Origin of the sequence: Rhodococcus sp. 14-2483-1-2 (genome assembly GCF_002259405.1) — a bacterium.
Taxonomy (GTDB): domain Bacteria; phylum Actinomycetota; class Actinomycetes; order Mycobacteriales; family Mycobacteriaceae; genus Rhodococcoides.
In genome coordinates this window covers 178,486-197,693 of record NZ_NPFW01000017.1, presented here as the reverse complement: position 1 = coordinate 197,693, position 19,208 = coordinate 178,486, and the positions used below count along the sequence as shown (strand labels likewise).

Below are 19,208 nucleotides of genomic sequence, written 5' to 3'. Positions count from 1 at the left end.
CTATCCGGCAGAGAGGTAGCTCCGGAGAACCTGTGTGACGTGGGTGATCTGCTCGACGGGTACACGCTCGTCGCGCTTGTGAGCGAGATTGGGGTCGCCTGGTCCGTAGTTGACCGCCGGGATACCGAGCGCCGAGAACCGGGAGACGTCCGTCCAGCCGTACTTGGCTCGGAACTGTCCGCCCGCGGCTTCGATGAGAGCAGCCGCTGCGGGTCGGTTCAGACCGGGAAGCGCCCCGGGCGACGAGTCGGTGACCTCGAAGCCGAGATCCAGTCCCTCGACCACCTCACGAACGTGTTCGACGGCGTCGTCGACACTGCGATCCGGCGCGAAGCGAAAGTTGACGTCCAGTTCGGCCGCGTCGGGAACGACGTTGCCCGCAACTCCACCGGAGATCCGGACTGCTTGCAGCCCTTCCCGATACACGCAGCCGTCGATATCGACGGTGCGTGCGCGATACGCGGCGAGTCGGTTCAGGACCGCACCGAACTTGTGAATTGCATTGTCGCCCAACCAGGACCGCGCACTGTGCGCCCGCGTTCCCGACGCCGTCAGCCGAACCCTCAGCGTCCCTTGGCAACCGGCCTCGATGAAACCGCCGGAGGGTTCGCCGAGAATGGCGACGTCGGCTTCGAGCCACTCTGGCAGCTCTCGTTCGATGCGGCCGAGTCCGTTCCGGGCGGCCGCGATCTCCTCGCAGTCGTAGAACACCAGAGTCAGATCGTGAGCAGGGTTGTCGATCGTGGCCGCGAGGTGCAGGAACACTGCGTCACCCGACTTCATGTCGACAGTTCCGCACCCGTGCAGAATGTCGCCCTCGGCGCTGTCGTGCTCGCGCCTGGACGGCACGTTGTCTGCGATGGGAACCGTGTCGAGATGCCCGGCGAGCATCACCCTCGACCCGAGTCCGCGGTTGGTTCGAGCCAGAACGGCGTTGCCGCTTCGGATGATCTCGAAGCCCGTGGTCTGCTCGCGGAGCGCCTTCTCCACCTCGTCTGCAATGCGCGATTCGTCCTCGCTGACACTGGGGATGTCCACCAGTGCCGCGGTGAGGTCTATCGGGTCGGCATTCAGTTCGAGCGTCACGGGAGAAAACTCTAGGCCGTGGATCCCGGAATCTCGCGGACCACGCCGTCGAAGCCCGCACCGAACAATCGTCCGCTCGAGAATCCCTGGTCGGAGCGGCCGTAGGTGACGACGCTGGTCAGCCGAGTTCCGGTGCCGATGACACACGTCGCCCCCGGTGCATCGATGCGGACGACGGAGCCGCCTGCGTTGAGCGGCACCACCGGGCGTCCGGAATCGTCGAGGGTGAGCCCGTCCGGAGCCGCGAAGCTGTCCAGTCCCGACAGGTCGAGCACGCTTTCCGGTGCCGAGGGGTTGGCGATCGGGATCCGGCTGACGCCTGGGTTCACGAACGTGCGCGATACGTAGAGGTACCGGTCTGCGGCGTCGAGCACTGCACCGTTGGCACTGGGGAAGCTCGCCCACGCCGGGTCGACCGAACCGTCGGGACCGATCCGGCCGATGAGCGAGCCGAAGTCGTTGGTGGCGTACACCGTTCCGTCGGCGGCGACTGCGAGTCCATTGGCTGCGCTCAGACCCGTCGCGAACGGGGTGACGGTGAGAGTGTTCACGTCGAGCCGAACGATGCCCGCGGCCTTGACGATGTCTCCGACGAAGACGCGGGGGTCGGCTCCGTAGCCGACCAGCAGGGTGCCGTCGGGCATCCATGCCAGCGCGCCACCGCCGCCGCTGGGGACCGTCGCGATGGGGTACGCGGCCTGTCCGGGCGCGTCGATGCGGTACACCCGGCCCGAGACGATGTCGGTGACGTAGGCGCGGCCCGACGCGTCGACGGCCAGGCCTTCGAGAGCTGCCCCGGGGATTCGCGCGACCACGGCCGACGAACCGCCGGCTCCGGCGCAGTTGGGATCGGCGGCAGCGGTGCCCGAACCGACAACGGCACTGCTCACGGCGATCACCGCCGCAGCGATCACCGTCACTGCCGAACGCGTACGTGTGGACTTGCTCGAACTCATGACGTCCCCCAGACTCGGCGACCCCCTGTCAGCCGATGGGCATGTCTACCACGCGCCTGTGACAACCAAACCCAGGGCGATTCCGAGGACGATAGTCGTGGCCAAGGTCGTCACCAATCCGGTGAAGGAGACGCCGCCGGCCATCACCGAGGTCACTCCGCGACTGCGGGAGGCGGTACGGGTGGTCACCGGAGAAACTCTGTCAGCTTCCCCACCGCCGACGCGTCCGCCGGCGTCCCGATGCGATCACGCTCGGCAGTCGAACCGATAACGAACCGACGCTTCGCCCGAATCGCGGTGCACCCACAATCCGCGCGCCCGACACGGCGGGCAGAACAGTCCCCGACCGGAGCCGTTGCCGAGCCCCCACCGCATTCGGCCCACCGCGTATTCTTCGTCCCGTGAGCGCACATGGAGCATCAGCAGTAGGTATCGCCAACATCACGACGTCGGGCGTTGTTCTCGACACCTGGTTTCCGAGCCCGGAGCTCGGGACCGGCTTCGAGACCGGCACCACCCGGCTCGAGGGTTCGGACGTCCCCGAGGAGCTGGCCGCTCTCGTCGGATCCGACGAGGCGCGCGGCGTCGAGGTGGTCGCAGTGCGCACCAGCATCGCCTCCCTCGACGACGCCCCGATCGACGCCCACGACGCGTATCTGCGACTGCATCTGCTCTCGCACCGGTTGATTCAGCCGCACGGGCAGAATCTCGACGGAGTGTTCGGCCTGCTGGCCAATGTGGTGTGGACCAACTTCGGTCCCGCAGCGGTGGACGGTTTCGAGACGGTGCGCGCGAAGCTGCGCGCACGCGGTCCGGTGACCGTGTACGGAGTCGACAAGTTCCCACGCCTGGTCGATTACGTCGTTCCCACTGGAGTTCGTATCGCCGACGCCGACCGCGTTCGCCTCGGCGCGCACTTGGCCAGCGGCACGACGGTCATGCACGAAGGCTTCGTCAACTTCAATGCCGGCACGCTCGGCAACTCGATGGTCGAGGGTCGCATCTCCGCGGGTGTCGTGGTGGGCGACGGTTCCGACGTGGGCGGCGGTGCGTCGATCATGGGCACGCTCTCCGGTGGCGGCAAGAACGTCATTTCCGTCGGGAAGAGCTGCTTGCTGGGCGCGAACTCCGGTCTCGGCATTTCGCTCGGTGACGACTGCGTCGTCGAGGCGGGGCTGTACATCACGGCAGGCACGAAGGTGAGTGGTCCGGATGGGACAGTGGTGAAGGCGGCAACATTGTCCGGCAAATCCAACCTGCTGTTCCGTCGCAACTCGCTCTCGGGCGCGGTCGAGGTGGTGCCGTGGAAGGGCACCGGCGTCGAACTGAACGCGGCATTGCACGCCAACGACTGAGAGTCCACTTCACTCGAATCAGGCTGTAGAGCAACCTCTTCCAGCCCCGCACCGTGTTCTCGGTGCGGGGCTGGAGTCGTTGTGTGGACGGTGCGCTCGGCTCAGGCGATGTGGGGGCCTGCTCGGGCGTGCGATTGTCTGGGTTGTCGGTACGGGTCGACGGTTGCGGGCGGGATGAACCACGGGTGGTTGTCGGTACCGATGAACACTTCCCAATCGGAGTGGTGGATGAGGCGGTGGTGAAATCCGCAGAGCAGAACCAGATTGTTCATGTCGGTGGGGCCGCCGTCGCCCCAGTGCCAGATGTGGTGGCCTTCGGTCCAGGCTGCAGGTTTTCCGCAGCCGGGGAACGCGCAGCCGTGATCGCGGGCGGTGAGGGCTGTGCGTTGTTTGGCGGTGATGGTGCGGGCGGTGCGGGCGAGGTTCAACGGGTTGCCGTTCTCGTCCATCACGATGGCGGTGAGGACACAGTCGCAGGCCAACTGGCGGGAAGTATTGCGGGAGAGGGGTCCCATCCACGGCAGCCACCCGACCGTGGTGCCGTCGCCGAACAGGTCGCGATACGCGCCACGATCCGCGGCAGAGGGTGTATCAGATGCGTCTGCTGTGTCGGGGTCGATCGCGTGTCCGGTCTTGATGTCGACCGGATCCACGGTGTCGGATTCGGCTGCTGCGCGTGAGGTTTCGTCATCGGTGATGTCGTCGGCGCTGTCGCGGAGGTCGGTGAGATCGCGCAGGCTGATGTGCAGGTTCACGTGCGGTCGTTCACCGCCTTCGATGGGGCGATCACTCGAGGCGAGGTACTGGTCGAGGATGTGTCCGAAGGCGTCGGCTCGGCGTTTGGCGGGGCTGCGGTCGTCTTGGGTGCCGTCGGCTGCGGGGTGGGGTTCGGTCAACGGTGAGAGTGCGGTGAGCAGCTTTTCTCCGGTGATCGCATCGAAGTCGCCTTTGAGTACCAGGCGCCCGTTCAGGGTTGTGGAGGCGAAGAGTTCGTTGCGGTCGGTGTTCTCGGCGGGTGGTTTCTTGGTGCCGAAGCTGTCTTCGAGTCTGGTGATCGCTGCACGAATCCGGCCGGTGCGCGCGTCGGGCCCGGTCGCAGCCTTGATCAAGGCGGCGCGGGCCATATCGCGACCCTCTTCCGGCAGGTTCTCCGGTGGGGTTTCGGCGAAGGTGAGGATCAGAGCGGCGTGATCGACGGACATGACGCCGGTGTTGACGGCGTCGGCGATGTCGGGAAACGCAGCCATGCCGCGGGCGAGGGCGACGATCTTGGTGGCCTTGGACGGTGAGAGCAGTGTGGTGGAGGTCAGCCATCCGGCGGGTCCGGGGAAACCGAGCTTCTCGCGGGAGACGCGGGTGTCGATTTCGGCGACGAGCGCGATCCGCCGCGCCTCCAACAACTGAATCTGGTGGGAGACCGCGGCGGCATCGGCGAGGAGTTCACTCTCGCTCAGTTGCCAGATCTCCGTGGTCATGGGAGCAAGTGTATCGAACAAACATTCGACTGACAACCACAGTGCAATCGAAAACTATTGCCCTACAAAAGTATTGGGAACTCAAAGTCTGTCGGTAGCCCATGATAGAGGTCGACTCATCCCCCACACATCACGATTTGTGGGCTGCGATCACGGCTCCTCGATGTTGGAGAATTGTCCAGTTACCGTCCCGTCGCTGCCACAACGTCCCTCTACGGGTATGCACGCAGTCGAGCAGCAGTGTGTACGTCAGCAGGTAGGTGGCTGGGGCAGTTCCCGTGGCTGAAACTCCCCGATCATCACCGCCGCGCCGACCGCCCGGGTCGTACACGTACCGGTCTTCGAGGACCGATCAGACGTGCTCGCGACTGCAGAGCCGACCCGGAGCGTCGATATCCCAAAAACTTTGATCGGCGAGGCACTAGGCGTCGTTGCGCGTGGTGCCGTACTCGCAAAGATAGAAGATCCGTTCGCGCGGTTCGAGTTCCGCGAGTACTTCATGCAACTCAGGCGCAGGGAGGCAATCGGCCCCGGCCCAAAATCGGCCCCGGCGTCAGCCGATGGTTCCCAGCGACGCCAGGGTTTTGACAACAGCCCGCGCCGCTTCGGCACCCTTGGTTTCGAGGTGGGCGGTGAAGAACGCTGCGTGGTCGGCGTGCTCGTGGAAGTGATGGGGAGTGAGCACCACCGAGAACACCGGCACATCGGTGTCCAGTTGCACCCGCATGAGGCCGTCGATGACCGCCGTTTCTACGAAGTCGTGTCGATAGATTCCTCCGTCGACGACCAGCGCGGCGGCGACGATCGCCGAGTACTTCCCGGTCTTCGCCAACCGCTGGGCGTGCAGCGGGATCTCGAATGCCCCCGGCACCTCGAAGACGTCGACACGAGTATCGCCCTGGCCCAGCCGCTCGAGTTCTGCCGCGAATCCCACTCGCGCTCGGTCGACGATGTCCAGGTGCCAGCTGGCGTGGACGAAGGCAATGGATCCGGCGAGTGGAGTCGTCATGGGTGCGATGCTAGCGGTACCGCTCGTCGAGCAAGTCGAGTGTCGCGCCATCGAATTCGCCGCCGAAATACTTCTGCAACACTTCGCCGAAAACGGACTGGCCCTTGGTAGCTTCGGCGAAAAGCGTCATGGACGAATGCAGTTTCAGATTGTCGGGGTAACCGAAGATCTCGTCCACCGTTCGACCCTCGATTCCGACGGTCAGCCGGGCCGCCTTCTTCAGACGCGGACCCAGCACCTCGTGGGACAGATACAGTTCCGCCTCCGTCAGGTCGGCGATGCCGAAGTGCTGAGCAGTCGCACTTCGTCCCAATCCCGCCAACTGCGGGAACACGAACCACATCCAGTGGGTCTGCTTCCTCCCCGCCTTCAACTCCTGCGTCACTGCACTCCACACGGGATCCTGGGCGTCGACGAAGCGTTGCAGGTCGTATTCGGTCATGCACTCAACCTAGGGCACCGATTCGGTTCGCCTCGACAGCAATCTTTCAGCTAATATCTAGACCTGGACGGTGTCGAATTCGCAGACGATGCCGGCTGCCGGATGCGAGGCCACCCCCCGCAAAGCACGACAGGCCTCGCATCCGGATTCGACCGCATCACGTCGCCTCTGCGATCCAGACTCGTCCAGCTCATGAGACAGAGGGGTAGTCGAGATGTATTCGGTGTTGATATTCGCGATCGTGGCTGCGCTTGCATTGATGGCGCTGTCGCTGGTCACGTTGATCGTCGGCGAATCGATCCGAATGATTCGGCACATCGCTCAGGACCGGCCAAGCGCCACCCAACGCGGATTTCGACCGTGAACAGCAGAGCGCGTTTATCGAAGCCGCCGGACGGTTACCATTTGGTTACTGAAATGTCGGCTACCGCCGCGGGACAAGTTGGGTTCACATGATCAGAGGGAAGACAAAGGTGCCGGTCGAAGACGGATCGTTCGCGGCCAGGTTGAACAAGCTGTTCGACACGGTCCATCCACCGGGACGTCGGCCTCACACCAATGCCGAGGTCGCACAGGGGCTGGCCGACGCGGGCCATCGCATCTCCAAACCGTATATTTCGCAGCTTCGATCCGGACACAGGACCAACCCGTCGGAGGAGACCGTGACAGCGTTGGCGCGGTTCTTCAAGGTACGGGCGGATTATTTCTACGACCCGGTCTATCAGGATGCGGTCGATCGCGATCTCGAAATGCTCGCGCAATTGCGGAATCAGGGCCTGCGGCGACTGTCGGCACGCGCATTCGACCTGTCCGACGAATCGCAGAGCCTGCTGACCTCGATGGCCGAAAAGCTACGCGCAAGCGAAGGATTGCCCGCGGTGCCACCGGACAGCACCCCGTAGCGCTCGCTGCCTGGCCGGCCGCGTCCGCTACCGAGCAGTCGTGTCGGTAGCGGAGTCCGGTGATGTCGCGTCGTCGAGCGCGGCGGTGGACGTCGATCGATGCGCCCGGGCGATCAAGGCAACCCACTGCGGAGGGGACCAGTCGGGTGGGGGCACGATCCAGTGGGCACCGAGGATGGGGTGGGCGAGAGGGTCGTGGACCGTCCGAGCTATCCGTGCTGCGCGATCCACCGGATCGGTAGGCGCGGCGACTCCGTCGTCGAACTGTCCGGCACCCACCTGCAAGTACAGCCCGTCCATGACGTCCGACACGTGATCGGACGCTTGCAGCACAGTGGGTGCCCGCGATCGGTCGGAGTCGCGAAGTTCGGGGAATCGGCGGAGCAGGGCGTGGTGTAGATCTTTGATGCGGTAGAGCAGGATCCGGGCGCGTATCCATGTCTCGATCAACACCGACACGGCACCGATCGACATGATCAACGCACCCACTGTGAGCACCCCGCGGTTGGGTTCCGCACCGAGAATCACTGCGATGGCGATCGACAGCGGCGCCACAGCACCGAGACAATAAAGGGCAACCGCACGCCCGATCGGCGTGCGGGCGATCACCCGAACCCCGGCCGCGATCACGGCGGCGAACGCCGGCAGAACCGCGCACCAGCCGGCCACCGGGTTCAAGAGCGAGCCCGCCATCGCACCGGCTGTGGACACCGCGATGACGACGGCACACGTTCGGTACCACCGCCGCAGAAGTGTCGGCCATGCCCTGATGGCGATCACCATCGACGCTCCGGCCCCGCCGGCCCAGCACATCGCCAACGCTGCGGCCGCATTGTCGCGGCCGAGCGTGGCGGCGACGTCGTCGATGGCCACCGTCTGGGCCGCCGCTGTGCACACCATGGCCAGGACCATGCAGATCCGAACCGTGGTGGCAGGTCGCACGACCATTCGGCCCACTCGTGCACCGGCCGCAAGCCAGACCACCAGTGCTGCAATCCACGCCATGTCAGCCCAACGCCTGGTCGAAAGAGACGATCGATCGAGCTGCGCCTCGGGTGTTCGCACGACGCAATCGCTGCAGCAGCTGCCCGGCGAAGGCCTCCGCTTCCCATTCGTCGTCGTTGTCGGCACCGTCCACCACGGCCGATTGCAACGTGCGTTCGCTCAGCAAGTACGCCAGCAGCTCATCGCTGACGGCGCGCAGGGAACTCTCGATGGGTATGCCGTCGTGTCGAAAGACGATGTGGCCCAGTTCGTGGGCGAGCGTGCGATCGTAATTCGGAAGGTCCGTACCTATCACGATCACGTCGCGATCGGGGTAGGCGCGGCGCTGCCCACACACCCCTGGCGGCAGGACTGCGCCCTCGATGACGATCGGTCGCCTGCGTTCGCGGGCGATCGCCTCGATCACGCCGTCGAGCGTGGACCGATCGGCATCCGCTGCAATTTCGCAGACCACGTCCACGGCCGCCGAGATCCGACGATGTGAGCGCGTCACGAGAAAATCTCCCCGCGAGCTCGATCGAGACGCACCTGCTGCGCGCGGGCTCCCCTGGCGCTGATGACACCCGCTCCGGCTCCGGCGAGCATCAGACCCACGACTCCACCTGCCACCGCGCGTGCGTCCAACAGACCGGACGACGCGGTGAGTTCGGTATCCGGATCAGGACCGTTCGCGCCGGGACCCGATGCGCCGGGACCGGAAGCGGACGACGACGGCGAGGCCGCACTGGTCGACGCCGGGCCGGCCGGTTCTGTCGACGGTGCGGTCGAGGAAGATGCCGCCGCCGTCTCCTCGTCCTCGACATCGGGTACATCGAGGCCGGCTCCTGGCGGGACACCGCCTGCACCGCCGACAGGCGGAACGGCTGCAGGCGGCCCGGCTGCAGGAGGCCCGGCTGCAGGAGGCCCGGCTGCAGGAGGCCCGTCGACCACCCCGGACGTCGGCGTGCGTGACGGCTGCGAGCGAGTCGACGACTGTTCCGACTCCGTGGTGGGTTCGTGGGTGGGTCGTGGGCGTCTCGACGACGAGGTGCTCGACGCTGCTGTTGTGGTCGAGGTCGCCGACGTGGTGGTGGACGACGTGGTGGATTCGGTGGTCGTCGAATCATCCACCGTGGTGGTGACATCGATGCTGGTGGGGGCGGGGTGATGGCACGCGTGCAGATTTCCGATACAGATCGGATACGCCGACGAGACGCCGGCCCCGGTGCCGATCATGACGCCACCGACCGTCGCGGCTCCCGCCGCCACTGTCAGCGCCGCGACACGCCACCTGGCCCCAATGCTCATTCGCTGTCCCCGATTGTCGTTCGTTTCGAGCCGGCAGCCAGGATCGGCACGCCACTGCATCGAGTATCGGCCTCGCCGGGCAGAAGTCGAATACTCACGACGTGCTGTAGCGCAGCAACCGCGTCCGCACCCGGGCGTCGACGTCCACTGCACCGTGCCCGGAACGCGTCAAGGCCTGGTACAAACGCGCCCGGTACTGACTTTCGCTCAAACCGAAGCAGACGAAGATCTCCGAAGCATCCGCACCGCCGTACGGCTCCCAGCGAGCCGCGAACGTGATCAAGGCTTCGTCGCGGTTGTCAGCCATCGAAGCGACCCGCATGCGTCTCCAACAGATCAGCGGGCGACGTACCGAAACGACTACCACCGAGCAGCGCGTGAGCTGTCCCGATCGTGCCGATTGCGGTCACTCCCGCCACGATCCCCAGCATCGGCTGGGCGAACATCCAACCCAACGCCGTGAATCCTGCGAGCAACGCTGCCGCCACACCGAAGACGTACACCGCCCGGAAGCTCGCGCTGTCGATAACAGCAAGATTTTCGGCTCTGCTCCATGCACTCGTCACCATGCCCCCGTCCTTCACATTCGACTAGCGAGCAGCGTACCCAAACTGCCCGAAGTCAGCAATTTTCTAGTTATCCATCCGAGGACAGCGGCACCGCAGCAGCGGTCTGCCGACTGGACGGGCAGCACACGGAAACGCCCGCTTTTCATACGCGAGCCGACGTCACGTTGCCTCACTCGACTCGCCCGCGGCCGTTCACCGAGACAATCGGTATCAACGCAGTTCAGATCGCACTTTTCGAAGCGGAGGCATACCTCCGCAGCGGACCACCCGCGACGCCGGCCGTGCTCACCGGACTCCCGCGCCATCGGATCCGTCACGGCCGCCGACACCGACCGAGTGGAGTTGCGAGAATCACAATTGGTAACGGGAAAATAGCTGCGGCGATGGAGCAGACGTGAATGCCGTATCGACACCCCACGCCTCGGTGCCCGTCGTCGCTCAGCGAAGAGAGGCCCGAAAAGTGCTGGCGGCAGTCTTGCTACTGCTGATCGTATCGGCTCTCACCGGAATAGGAACGACGCTCGACTCGTTCTCGGTACCCGACGTCGAGCAGTCGTGGACGACGGTGAGCGGACTGGTCGCGTCCATCGTCTTCTCGATCGTGGGTACGGTCGCGAACAGACCTGTGCACATCGGACGCGTGCAGCTCGACTCGACCGTCGTGTGGGCTGCGTTTGCAGGCCTGTTCGGTATCGCCTTCCAGGTGCACACGGCTCTCCGCATGAGCGCAGTTGCCTCGATACTCGTTCTCGTCGTATACATCCGAACCATGCACCGAGCCTCGATCGCACGGGTTCAGTGTTCGGTACTGGCACTGGCCGTGGCCGGTTCGCTCGCCCTCGGTGAAGCCGCGAGTTCGCCGAGCGAGGTCATCGTCGCCCTCTTCTGTGTGGTCGCGTTCACCGAAGTACTGGGGTCGGCCGGAGCAAGTCTTCGCTCGGCAGCGTTGCGCGACCCACTGACGGGGGTGTTCAACCGCACGGGTGCCGAGCACGGGTTCGCCCGTCTCACAGCGCAACTGCGCCGAAGGACCGACCGCGTCGCGATCATTGCTTTCGACATCGACAACTTCAAGGATCTCAACGACAACTACGGGCATGCAGCCGGTGACCGGGCCCTTGCAGAGCTCGCTCTCTCGTGGTCCTCACGCGCGCCGTCGCGGTCGATCCTCGGACGTGTGGGCGGCGACGAGTTCGTCCTCATCACCCCGGTCTCGAACCACGCCGAGGCGAGGCAGTTGGCCGAAACCATGGTTGCCAGCCAATCGGTCTCTGCCTCTTACGGTTTGGCCGTGTCGACGCCCAAAGACAAACCGTTCGAGACTTTACTGGCCGACGCCGATGCCGATCTGTATCGGTACAAGCGCCGACCGAACGGAGAGGTCGGGTCGCCGCGGAACTCGGCCGGACCCCACCGCCTCCCGTGCAGCGGGCCCAGTGTTCACTTCGGCCCGCAGTTGTGAATGCCCAGTGGCAGCGTGCGCTCGGCGCACACCGGGGAACACACGAGATCTCGGACGTCACCGCCCGCTTACGCGCACACGGCGTGACCGCGGATACCGTCCTTGCCGTGCTGTCCGACCCGAACCGTTTCCTGAACGCATTCGAGCACGATGGACCCGGGTGGACGCACCGGTACGGCGGGCCCGTCGGTGCCGCACTCATCGCGTCGGAACTGGCTCACTACCTCAGGAGCAGGCAGCGCGCAGCAGAGCGCCTCCGGCTCGACCTCATTGCCGAGATGGCTTCCAGCGTCGCTCAGCGCCCCGACCGCCGAAGGGCACGGCCGGGACTTCACCTCGTCGATCCGGGGACGGACCCCGACGAAATACCCCTATCGGGGTCCACCTAGGGGGCTGCTCCTCGAACCGCTGCTCGGGGCCACCGGTCAGGTGAACCCGCGCAGCAGAGTGTCCACGGTCGCGTCGAGCAGATCCTCGGTCGGCACGCCGTCGAGCAGGTCGCCGGTGGCCAGCATCGCGAGTCCGTGCACGCTCGCGAAGGCGACGCGCGCGAGGATCTCGGGTGGAGCCTCGGTGATCACACCGGCCGCCATCGCCTCCTTCAGCAAATCCTCGGTGGCGGTCATACTCTCGTGCGCAACGCTTTTCAGATTCTCACTGGCGTCGGGATGATGCTTGGTGCTGTACATGACATCGAGCAACTCCGGGTGTTCGACGGCGAATCCGAGGTAGGCGCGGGCGACTCCACGGAACCGAGCCAGCAGCTCACCGGGTCCCGTTGCCGCTGCGACCATTCGGCGATTCAATTCCTCGAAACCGTGCAGCGCCAGCGCATCCAGTAGCGCCTGCTTGTCGCGGAAATGGCGCGCCGGGGCACCGTGACTGACGCCGACATCTCTGGCCAGCTGCCGAAGCGACAACGCGTCGACCCCGCCGTGCGCGATGCTCCGTTCGGCCTCGTCGAGCAAGACCGCGCGCAGGTCACCGTGGTGGTAGCGCTGCGTTGCCATGACCTCACCCTAGGCGATGTTGGCGTTGACAACAATGCTGACACTGCCTACATTTGCTGGCATGACTTCCACAGCGCTCATCACCGGAGCAAGTTCGGGCCTCGGCGAGGAATTCGCCACCCGCTTCGCCGCACGCGGCGAGAACGTCGTCCTCGTAGCTCGACGCGCCGATCGGTTGAACACCCTGGCGCGGCGCATCGAATCCGAGCACGGCGTGACGGCCACCGTCGTAGCGATGGACCTGGGTGTCCCCGGCGTGGGCGACACCCTACGAACCACATTGGCGGACAAAGGAATCACCCCCACCACCCTCGTCAACAATGCAGGTTTCGGAACGCATGGAAGGTTCGCCGACGAGGATCCCGCGCGCGTCGCTGCCGAGATCGCACTGAACGTGAGCGCCCTGGTCGACCTGACGCACGCATTTCTGCCGAACCTCACCGGCGCACTGATCAACATCGCGAGTACCGCCGCGTACCAACCCACCCCCAACATGGCCGTCTACGGTGCGACGAAGGCCTTCGTCCTCAACTTCACCGAAGCGCTGGCCTACGAGCACCGCACCTCGTCGCTGAAGATTCTCGCGCTCTCCCCCGGCCCCACGCGCACCGAGTTCTTCGATGTCGTGGGATCGGAAGATGCCGCGGTGGGTAACTACCAGACCTCCGAGCAGGTGGTCTCGACGGCTATGCGCGCGTTGGATTCTCGCCGAACCCCCGCCAGTGTCGTGTCCGGTCTGTCCAACAAGATCAGCGCCGGCAGTGTCCGTTTGGCCCCACGCGCACTGGCCACGGTGATCAGTGGCCGTCTGCTGAAGGCGTGAACCGCTAACCGCGGGTACGACGCGAATCGATCACTCCCGTGTCGAATCCGGCCAGATGCAGTCCTCCGTGGAATCGGGCGTGTTCGATCTTCAGGCACCGATCCATGACGACGTTCAACCCCGCGGCCTCCCCGTCGCGTGCCACCTGCTCGTGCCACAGTCCGAGCTGTAGCCAGATCGTCTTCGCCTGCGCTGCAATCGCTTCGGAGAGAACGTCGGGCAAGTCGTCGTACTTGCGGAACACGTCGACCAGATCCGGCGATTCAGGCAGATCCGCGAGGGTCGGATAGACCGTGGTCCCTTCTATGTCGGTGACCGTCGGATTGACGAGAAAGATCTCGTAGTTGCTCGTCGAGGACAGATACCGATTGACGAAGTAGCTTGCCCGCGAGGGGTTCTTGGACGCACCGACGATCGCGACGGTCTTCGTCTCACGCAGGATGCGTTGCCGCTGCGGCGCGGACGGGCCCTGCCAGGTGCGCTCGCTCATGACCGCGCCTTTCCTGTTGCCAGTGCCAGGGCCTGATCCAGGTCCCACAGAATGTCCTCGGCATCTTCGAGTCCGACGCTGATGCGAATCAACTCGGGACCGACACCTGCTCCGCGGAGTTGCTCATCGGTCAGTTGTCGGTGTGTGGTGCTGCCCGGGTGAATCACCAGCGTGCGCACGTCACCGATATTGGCGACGTGGCTGGCGATCTGCACGCTCTCGACGAACGTCTGCCCGGCCTCGCGGCCACCGTCGATTCCGAAAGCGAACACCGCACCAGGACCGGCAGGGAGATACTTCGCTGCTCGGTCGTGCTGCGGATGACTTTGCAGGCCTGCCCATCTCACGTAGTCGATACGTGGATCGGTTTCGAGCCACTTTGCAACGACTCGGGCATTGGCGACATGTGCGTCCATACGCTGCGGCAGCGTCTCCACACCCTGGATCAGCGTGAATGCCGATTGCGGTGCCAGTGCGCCCCCGATGTCGCGCAACTGTTCGCTGCGCAGCTTCGTCAGAAAGCCGTACTCGCCGAAGTTTCCCCACCACGACAGCCCGCCGTAGGAGGCCACGGGTGCCGTCATCTGCGGGAATTTGCCCGAGCCCCAATCGAACCGCCCGGATTCCACCACCACTCCCCCGAGCGTCGATCCGTGACCACCGAGGAACTTGGTGGCCGAGTGGATCACGATGTCGGCGCCGAACTCGATGGGCCGGCTCAGCCACGGCGTCGCCATCGTCGCGTCGATCACCAGCGGGATTCCGTGATCGTGGGCCACGGCGGCCAGACCCTCGAGGTCGGCGATCTCGCCCGACGGATTGCCGATGACCTCGGCGTAGATCAGCTTGGTCGAATCCGTCACCGCTGCTGCGTAATCGGAGGGATCGGTGCCAGGGACGAACGTGGTCTCGACGCCGAAGCGGCGCAGCGTCACGTCGAGCTGGGTCACCGTGCCGCCGTAGAGCCCGGCCGCGGCAACGATGTGGTCTCCGGTGCCCGCGAGCGCAGCGAACACTGCGAACTCGGCCGCCAACCCACTGCCGAACGCAACCGCCCCGATGCCGCCTTCGAGGCTCGCGATGCGCTCCTCGAAGGCGGCGACGGTGGGGTTGCCGATGCGGCTGTAGACGTTGCCGTACTTCTGCAGAGCGAACAGATCGCCTGCGTCCGCGGAATTCTCGAACACGTAGCTCGCCGTCTGATAGATAGGCACCGCACGCGAACCGGTGGCAGGATCGGGTCTCGCTCCGGCGTGAATTGCTCTGGTACGCAGGCCGAATGTCCGTTCGCTCATGACGTCAGGCCGTCTCGAGAACGGTGTGGATCGGGGTGGGATTGCGCGTCAGATCCAGCACGGGGCAGTGATCGTCGACGGCCTTCTGCAGCTCCTCGTACCGCTCCCGTGACTCGGGACCGGTGACGGTCACGACGACGCGCACCTCACCGAACCCGGGACGAACGTTGTCGTCGAAACCGAAGAATCCGCGAACGTCGAGGTCACCCTCGGCCTTGGCCTTGATGTCGTCGACGACGATGCCGAGCTTCTCGGCCCAGACGCGGTAGGTGACCACCTGGCAGGACAGCAGCGACGCCAGGTAGTACTCGACCGGGTTGGCGGCCTTGTTCTCACCGCCGAGGGCAGGCGGCTCGTCGACCTCGACGCTGAACTTGCCCAGGGTGACGGTGGTGGCGACGGCATCGTGCGCGGTGGCGGAGGCACGGAAGACCGCCTGGGCGTTCTTCGCGTCGGCCTGCACGGCATCGTCGGTGGCAGCGATGACGCCGCCGATGTGGGACACAGATGTGGTCATGGAGGATCCTGTTCGATTCGAGGGTTGCCGGAACTACCCGAGGAGCGCGAAATGCCCGTCGGGGATGGGTTCGATCGACAGTTACGAACAGGAAGACGTGCAGACGAGACCGAAGTCGATGGTGCGACGACGTACGAGCCTTCTGGCTGCGTCGATCACGTGTGTCTCGGTCACGACGCCGACAATAGCTTACGAGAACTGATCCGCGCCGACATCGGTCTCGTCGTCGACGATCGCCGCGACGATACGCGCTGCCACCGCCTCCGGCGTCAGACCTTGCGGTAGTTTCGGTGCCTGCCCGGCGATCGGCCGCGTCGCAAGACCCGTCTCGGTGTGCGGCGGACGCACGTCCACGATCCTGATCTTGGACTTACGTGCCTCCGTGCGCACGCTTTTCAGCAGAGCGGTCACCGCAGCCTTGCTCGCCGAATAGGCACCCATGTTCGGCATCGGCTTGTCCGCCACGACGGCACTGATGTTGAGCACGAACCCGCCCTGGCCCAGGGTGGTCAGCGCTTCTCGAAGCACCCGCAGCGGCGCGAGATAGTTGAGCAGCAACAGTTCGTCGACGGTGTCGTCGTCCACTTCGGTCACCGGCCCGAACGCCACGACACCCGCGGCGATGACGATCCCGTCCAGTCCGCCGTGGTGTTCGACGGCCTCCGCAATCACCGATCGAGCCGAATCCGGCAGCGTCAGATCGGCATTCACCGAGTGATGCTCCGACTCGATGCTCCGGCCGCTCACGGTCAACCGTGCACCGGCTTTCGCGAGCTGCTCGACGACCGGACCGCCGAGACCGCCACTGGCACCGAATACGAGAATGCGTGCACCGTCGAGTGTGGTCATTCCTCGACGTTAACCGCCGCCTCGCGCCCTCGCTGACGACTATGACAACAGCTTCTTCTGGACCTTCCCCATCGCGTTGCGCGGAAGGGAGTCGACGACGCGAATCTCGCGGGGCCGCTTGTGAATCGACAGCTCGGTGGCCACCAGATCGATCAGCACTCGATCTTCCACATCGGTGCCGACGACGAACGCCACGATGCGCTGGCCCAGATCGTCGTCGGGCACACCGACCACGGCCACCTCGTCGACGCTCGGGTGCCCCAGCAACACCGTCTCGATCTCCCCTGCGCCGACGCGATACCCGCCGGACTTGATCAGATCGGTCGAGGCGCGCCCGACGATGCGGTGGAACCCGTCGGGCTCGATGAGAGCGACGTCTCCGGTGTCGAACCACCCGTCCTCGGTGAACGTCGCGGCCGTCGCCTCGGGGTTGTTCAGGTAGCCGTCGAACAGCATGGGGCACCGGATCTGCAGTGCACCGATGGATTCGCCGTCGTGGGGCAGGATTTCGCCCTTTTCACCACGCAACCGTGTCTCGACGCCCGCGACCGGCAGTCCCACCGAGCCTGCTCGACGCTCCCCGTCGGCGCGGGTGCTGATGGTGATGAGGGTTTCGCTCATGCCGTATCGCTCGATGGGAGCCTGGCCGGTGAGTTCACGCAGCTTCTCGAACACCGGGACCGGGAGCGGCGCACTGCCGGACACCAGCAGTCGGGCACCGGACAGGGCGCGGGCCGACGCCTCGTCCGCGGCAACGCGCGACCACACCGTCGGCACCCCGAAGTACAGGGATCCGCGCGCGGCTGCGTAGAGCTCGGGCGTCGGCTTGCCGGTGTGGATCAGCGGGCTGCCCACTCGCAGTGGGCCGAGGACGCCGAGGATGAGACCGTGCACATGGAACAACGGAAGCCCGTGCACCACAGTGTCTTTCCCAGTCCACGCCCAGGCCTGCGCCAACGCGTCCAGGCCGGCGGCGATGGCACTACGCGAGATCAGGACGCCTTTCGGCGGGCCGGTGGTACCGGAGGTGTAGAGCACGAACGCGACCGAGGACGGCTGCGGTTCGGGGTAGCTGTGCCACGACCGTGCATGTTGACGCACCGGCAGGACCTCGAGCCCGGAGGTATCCGGAGGCGCTTCACCGAGCCACGCCTGCGCGCCCGAGTCGCGGAGGATGTGCTCACGTTCGGCCACCCCGGCATCGGGCGGAACCGGCACCACGGTGACACCGGCGATGAGTGCGCCCACGACGGCGAGCACGGTCTTGACGGACGGTGTCGCGTAGATCGCGAGGCGGTCGGCTCGCGAGATGCGCTCGGCCACGGACGTCGCGGCGCCCAGGATATCGGCACGGGAGAGCGAGACCCCATCGATCGTGATGGCGTCGGGAATATCGTCTCCTCGCGCAACGGCGAGTGGGTTCAGTGAACGAAGCAGCACATGGCTACCGTACATACATGGACGTGGACGGAATCGACACCGGCGACTACGCCGAGTACATGACGGTCGCCGCCGGTGACCTGCAGGCGGGTGTCTATCTGATCGGAACCGACGCAGAGCAGGACACAGATTCCGAGGACGACCTCGACCTGGACCTCGACGACTCCGATTCGGACGATGACGACGACATCGATATCGCGCACGTCACCGACGGCGCACCACGGCTGGTCTACTCGGTGCAGTCCGACGACTTCTGGACCCGAGTGGAATTGGCCGATCTTCGAGCCACTCAGCTCTACGAGGAAGCTCACGCACGCAATCCCGAGGTCAACACCGAGCCCAAACGCTTCACCACCGTCGAGGCGTTCGGCAGCAACGAGCTGGTCTACATCCTGCGTATCCGACGCGGCGGCTGGGATGTGGGCGAGCCGGACCTCGAGCCGTGATCCACGCGGCACCTCTGGTCCTCGCAAACGCGCGCGCGTTTGCTGAACGCGAGCGGTTTCGCGTCACGATTCTGCGCGCGTATGGCAAGTGCGCGCGCGTTTGCGAGATCTAGGCCGAGGACGCGACGGTTCCGATACCGAGTGCGACCAGGATTCCGGCGCTGATGCGGTCGATCCAGTCGGTCACCGCGGGCTTGCGCAGCAGCGCGACCGCGCGTGAGGCGAGAACGGAGAACACTCCCATCACCAGCGCGGCGACAACCACCTCGACCAGCCCGAGCGTCATGGCACCGGTGAAGGTGACCACGGTCAGGAACTGCGGCACCACCGCAAGGTAGAACAGTCCTACCTTGGGGTTGAGCGCGCACGAGAGAACTCCGGCGCCGAACGCCGACCACGCGGACGCAGCGACCGGCACGAGCGGCTCGCCGGCCACCTTGTTCTTCCGTCGAGCGCGGAAAGCCTTGACGCCCAGATACAGCAGGTACAGGCCGCCGAGGACTTTGACCACTCGATATGCCGTCGCAGACTGCTCGACGATCGCCGCCAGCCCGACGGCCACCAGCACGGCCCAGAACAGTCCGCCGATCGCGACGCCCATCGCTGCGGCGATGCCGGGCTTGAGGCCGCCGATGCTGTAGCGAAGCACCAGAAACGAATCGGGCCCGGGCAGAATCGCCAGCAGGAAGCACACACCGGCGAAGCTGAGCAGCAGGCTGAGGGTCACGGCTATATGAGAACACCCCGGCGGAGCCGGAGCCAACCGACGTGAGTGTCCACAATTCGAGTC

General features: G+C 65.3%; 25 protein-coding genes. 7 read left to right on the top strand and 18 right to left on the bottom strand.

Annotated elements, in window-relative coordinates:
* Genes dapE through CH295_RS27845 form a run of 3 tightly spaced genes read right to left on the bottom strand, consistent with a single transcriptional unit; the run spans position 1 to position 2,231 of the window.
* Positions 1 to 1,086, bottom strand: coding sequence for a succinyl-diaminopimelate desuccinylase (gene dapE, locus CH295_RS16355; RefSeq protein ID WP_094741304.1), 1,086 nt, complete (start codon positions 1,084 to 1,086; stop codon positions 1 to 3).
* Positions 1,087 to 1,097: 11 nt separating this feature from the next.
* Positions 1,098 to 2,042: an SMP-30/gluconolactonase/LRE family protein gene (locus CH295_RS16350; RefSeq protein WP_094741303.1), complete on the bottom strand. Its 945-nt coding sequence runs from the start codon at positions 2,040 to 2,042 to the stop codon at positions 1,098 to 1,100.
* Positions 2,043 to 2,087: 45 nt separating this feature from the next.
* On the bottom strand, positions 2,088 to 2,231 hold the full coding sequence (locus CH295_RS27845) for a hypothetical protein (protein WP_155292927.1): 144 nt from the start codon (positions 2,229 to 2,231) through the stop codon (positions 2,088 to 2,090).
* Positions 2,232 to 2,443: 212 nt separating this feature from the next.
* Here CH295_RS27845 and dapD point away from each other — a divergent pair, with 212 nt between their 5' ends.
* Positions 2,444 to 3,397 carry a 2,3,4,5-tetrahydropyridine-2,6-dicarboxylate N-succinyltransferase gene (dapD, locus tag CH295_RS16345; protein ID WP_037191535.1) on the top strand — a complete coding sequence of 318 codons (954 nt, stop codon included), beginning with the start codon at positions 2,444 to 2,446 and terminating at the stop codon, positions 3,395 to 3,397.
* A gap of 101 nt (positions 3,398 to 3,498) precedes the next feature.
* Here dapD and CH295_RS16340 read toward each other — a convergent pair whose 3' ends face one another.
* From CH295_RS16340 to CH295_RS16330, 3 genes are all read right to left on the bottom strand, one after another.
* Positions 3,499 to 4,872, bottom strand: a complete 1,374-nt coding sequence (locus tag CH295_RS16340; RefSeq protein WP_094741302.1) for an HNH endonuclease signature motif containing protein — start codon at positions 4,870 to 4,872, stop codon at positions 3,499 to 3,501.
* 553 nt (positions 4,873 to 5,425) lie between these two features.
* A complete protein-coding gene (locus CH295_RS16335) occupies positions 5,426 to 5,881 on the bottom strand; it encodes a 6,7-dimethyl-8-ribityllumazine synthase (protein WP_094741301.1) in 456 nt (151 codons plus the stop codon).
* A 10-nt stretch (positions 5,882 to 5,891) separates the two neighbouring features.
* Positions 5,892 to 6,323 carry a DUF1810 domain-containing protein gene (locus CH295_RS16330; RefSeq protein ID WP_094741300.1) on the bottom strand — a complete coding sequence of 144 codons (432 nt, stop codon included), beginning with the start codon at positions 6,321 to 6,323 and terminating at the stop codon, positions 5,892 to 5,894.
* A 241-nt stretch (positions 6,324 to 6,564) separates the two neighbouring features.
* Between CH295_RS16330 and CH295_RS28430 the strand changes: the two genes are divergently transcribed.
* Positions 6,565 to 6,687, top strand: a complete 123-nt coding sequence (locus CH295_RS28430; RefSeq protein ID WP_255138276.1) for a hypothetical protein — start codon at positions 6,565 to 6,567, stop codon at positions 6,685 to 6,687.
* A 109-nt stretch (positions 6,688 to 6,796) separates the two neighbouring features.
* On the top strand, positions 6,797 to 7,225 hold the full coding sequence (locus tag CH295_RS16320; protein ID WP_037191674.1) for a helix-turn-helix domain-containing protein: 429 nt from the start codon (positions 6,797 to 6,799) through the stop codon (positions 7,223 to 7,225).
* 27 nt (positions 7,226 to 7,252) lie between these two features.
* Here CH295_RS16320 and CH295_RS16315 read toward each other — a convergent pair whose 3' ends face one another.
* From CH295_RS16315 to CH295_RS16295, 5 genes are all read right to left on the bottom strand, one after another.
* A complete protein-coding gene (locus CH295_RS16315; RefSeq protein WP_094741299.1) occupies positions 7,253 to 8,230 on the bottom strand; it encodes a hypothetical protein in 978 nt (325 codons plus the stop codon).
* 1 nt (position 8,231) lies between these two features.
* Complete coding sequence (locus CH295_RS16310; RefSeq protein WP_252342070.1) at positions 8,232 to 8,723, bottom strand: ImmA/IrrE family metallo-endopeptidase; 492 nt, start codon at positions 8,721 to 8,723, stop codon at positions 8,232 to 8,234.
* Positions 8,720 to 9,517: a hypothetical protein gene (locus CH295_RS27840; RefSeq protein ID WP_170945937.1), complete on the bottom strand. Its 798-nt coding sequence runs from the start codon at positions 9,515 to 9,517 to the stop codon at positions 8,720 to 8,722. Before CH295_RS27840 ends, CH295_RS16310 begins: the two co-directional genes overlap by 4 nt.
* A 94-nt stretch (positions 9,518 to 9,611) precedes the next feature.
* A complete protein-coding gene (locus CH295_RS16300) occupies positions 9,612 to 9,824 on the bottom strand; it encodes a hypothetical protein (protein ID WP_141217040.1) in 213 nt (70 codons plus the stop codon).
* Entirely contained in the window at positions 9,817 to 10,086 is a 270-nt protein-coding gene (locus CH295_RS16295) for a hypothetical protein (protein ID WP_141217039.1), read from the bottom strand. Before CH295_RS16295 ends, CH295_RS16300 begins: the two co-directional genes overlap by 8 nt.
* A 394-nt stretch (positions 10,087 to 10,480) precedes the next feature.
* On the opposite strand from CH295_RS16295, the gene CH295_RS16290 reads away from it, so the two are divergent.
* Together CH295_RS16290 and CH295_RS16285 are read left to right on the top strand one after the other, a co-directional pair.
* Positions 10,481 to 11,548: a GGDEF domain-containing protein gene (locus tag CH295_RS16290; RefSeq protein ID WP_141217038.1), complete on the top strand. Its 1,068-nt coding sequence runs from the start codon at positions 10,481 to 10,483 to the stop codon at positions 11,546 to 11,548.
* Positions 11,545 to 11,937: a hypothetical protein gene (locus tag CH295_RS16285; protein ID WP_094633873.1), complete on the top strand. Its 393-nt coding sequence runs from the start codon at positions 11,545 to 11,547 to the stop codon at positions 11,935 to 11,937. The genes CH295_RS16290 and CH295_RS16285 overlap by 4 nt, the downstream gene beginning before the upstream one ends.
* 36 nt (positions 11,938 to 11,973) lie before the next feature.
* Here CH295_RS16285 and CH295_RS16280 read toward each other — a convergent pair whose 3' ends face one another.
* Positions 11,974 to 12,558: a TetR/AcrR family transcriptional regulator gene (locus CH295_RS16280; protein WP_094633874.1), complete on the bottom strand. Its 585-nt coding sequence runs from the start codon at positions 12,556 to 12,558 to the stop codon at positions 11,974 to 11,976.
* Between the two features lie 61 nt (positions 12,559 to 12,619).
* On the opposite strand from CH295_RS16280, the gene CH295_RS16275 reads away from it, so the two are divergent.
* Entirely contained in the window at positions 12,620 to 13,381 is a 762-nt protein-coding gene (locus CH295_RS16275) for an SDR family NAD(P)-dependent oxidoreductase (protein WP_252342069.1), read from the top strand.
* Between the two features lie 4 nt (positions 13,382 to 13,385).
* Here the strand turns inward: CH295_RS16275 and CH295_RS16270 are convergent, their stop codons facing one another.
* The 5 genes from CH295_RS16270 to CH295_RS16250 form a co-directional block, all read right to left on the bottom strand.
* Positions 13,386 to 13,871, bottom strand: coding sequence for a CoA-binding protein (locus CH295_RS16270; protein WP_037191497.1), 486 nt, complete (start codon positions 13,869 to 13,871; stop codon positions 13,386 to 13,388).
* Complete coding sequence (locus tag CH295_RS16265) at positions 13,868 to 15,166, bottom strand: O-acetylhomoserine aminocarboxypropyltransferase/cysteine synthase family protein (protein ID WP_094741297.1); 1,299 nt, start codon at positions 15,164 to 15,166, stop codon at positions 13,868 to 13,870. The genes CH295_RS16270 and CH295_RS16265 overlap by 4 nt, the downstream gene beginning before the upstream one ends.
* A 4-nt stretch (positions 15,167 to 15,170) precedes the next feature.
* Complete coding sequence (locus CH295_RS16260) at positions 15,171 to 15,683, bottom strand: OsmC family protein (protein ID WP_094741296.1); 513 nt, start codon at positions 15,681 to 15,683, stop codon at positions 15,171 to 15,173.
* Between the two features lie 189 nt (positions 15,684 to 15,872).
* Positions 15,873 to 16,532 (bottom strand): SDR family NAD(P)-dependent oxidoreductase, encoded by a 660-nt coding sequence (locus CH295_RS16255; protein ID WP_037191489.1) that lies wholly within the window; start codon positions 16,530 to 16,532, stop codon positions 15,873 to 15,875.
* Between the two features lie 39 nt (positions 16,533 to 16,571).
* On the bottom strand, positions 16,572 to 17,987 hold the full coding sequence (locus CH295_RS16250; protein ID WP_094633878.1) for an acyl-CoA synthetase: 1,416 nt from the start codon (positions 17,985 to 17,987) through the stop codon (positions 16,572 to 16,574).
* A gap of 2 nt (positions 17,988 to 17,989) precedes the next feature.
* On the opposite strand from CH295_RS16250, the gene CH295_RS16245 reads away from it, so the two are divergent.
* Positions 17,990 to 18,418, top strand: a complete 429-nt coding sequence (locus CH295_RS16245) for a hypothetical protein (RefSeq protein ID WP_037191484.1) — start codon at positions 17,990 to 17,992, stop codon at positions 18,416 to 18,418.
* Positions 18,419 to 18,527: 109 nt separating this feature from the next.
* On the opposite strand, the gene CH295_RS16240 is transcribed toward CH295_RS16245, so the two are convergent.
* A complete protein-coding gene (locus CH295_RS16240) occupies positions 18,528 to 19,145 on the bottom strand; it encodes a LysE family translocator (protein ID WP_094741295.1) in 618 nt (205 codons plus the stop codon).
* Positions 19,146 to 19,208: the final 63 nt, after the last annotated feature.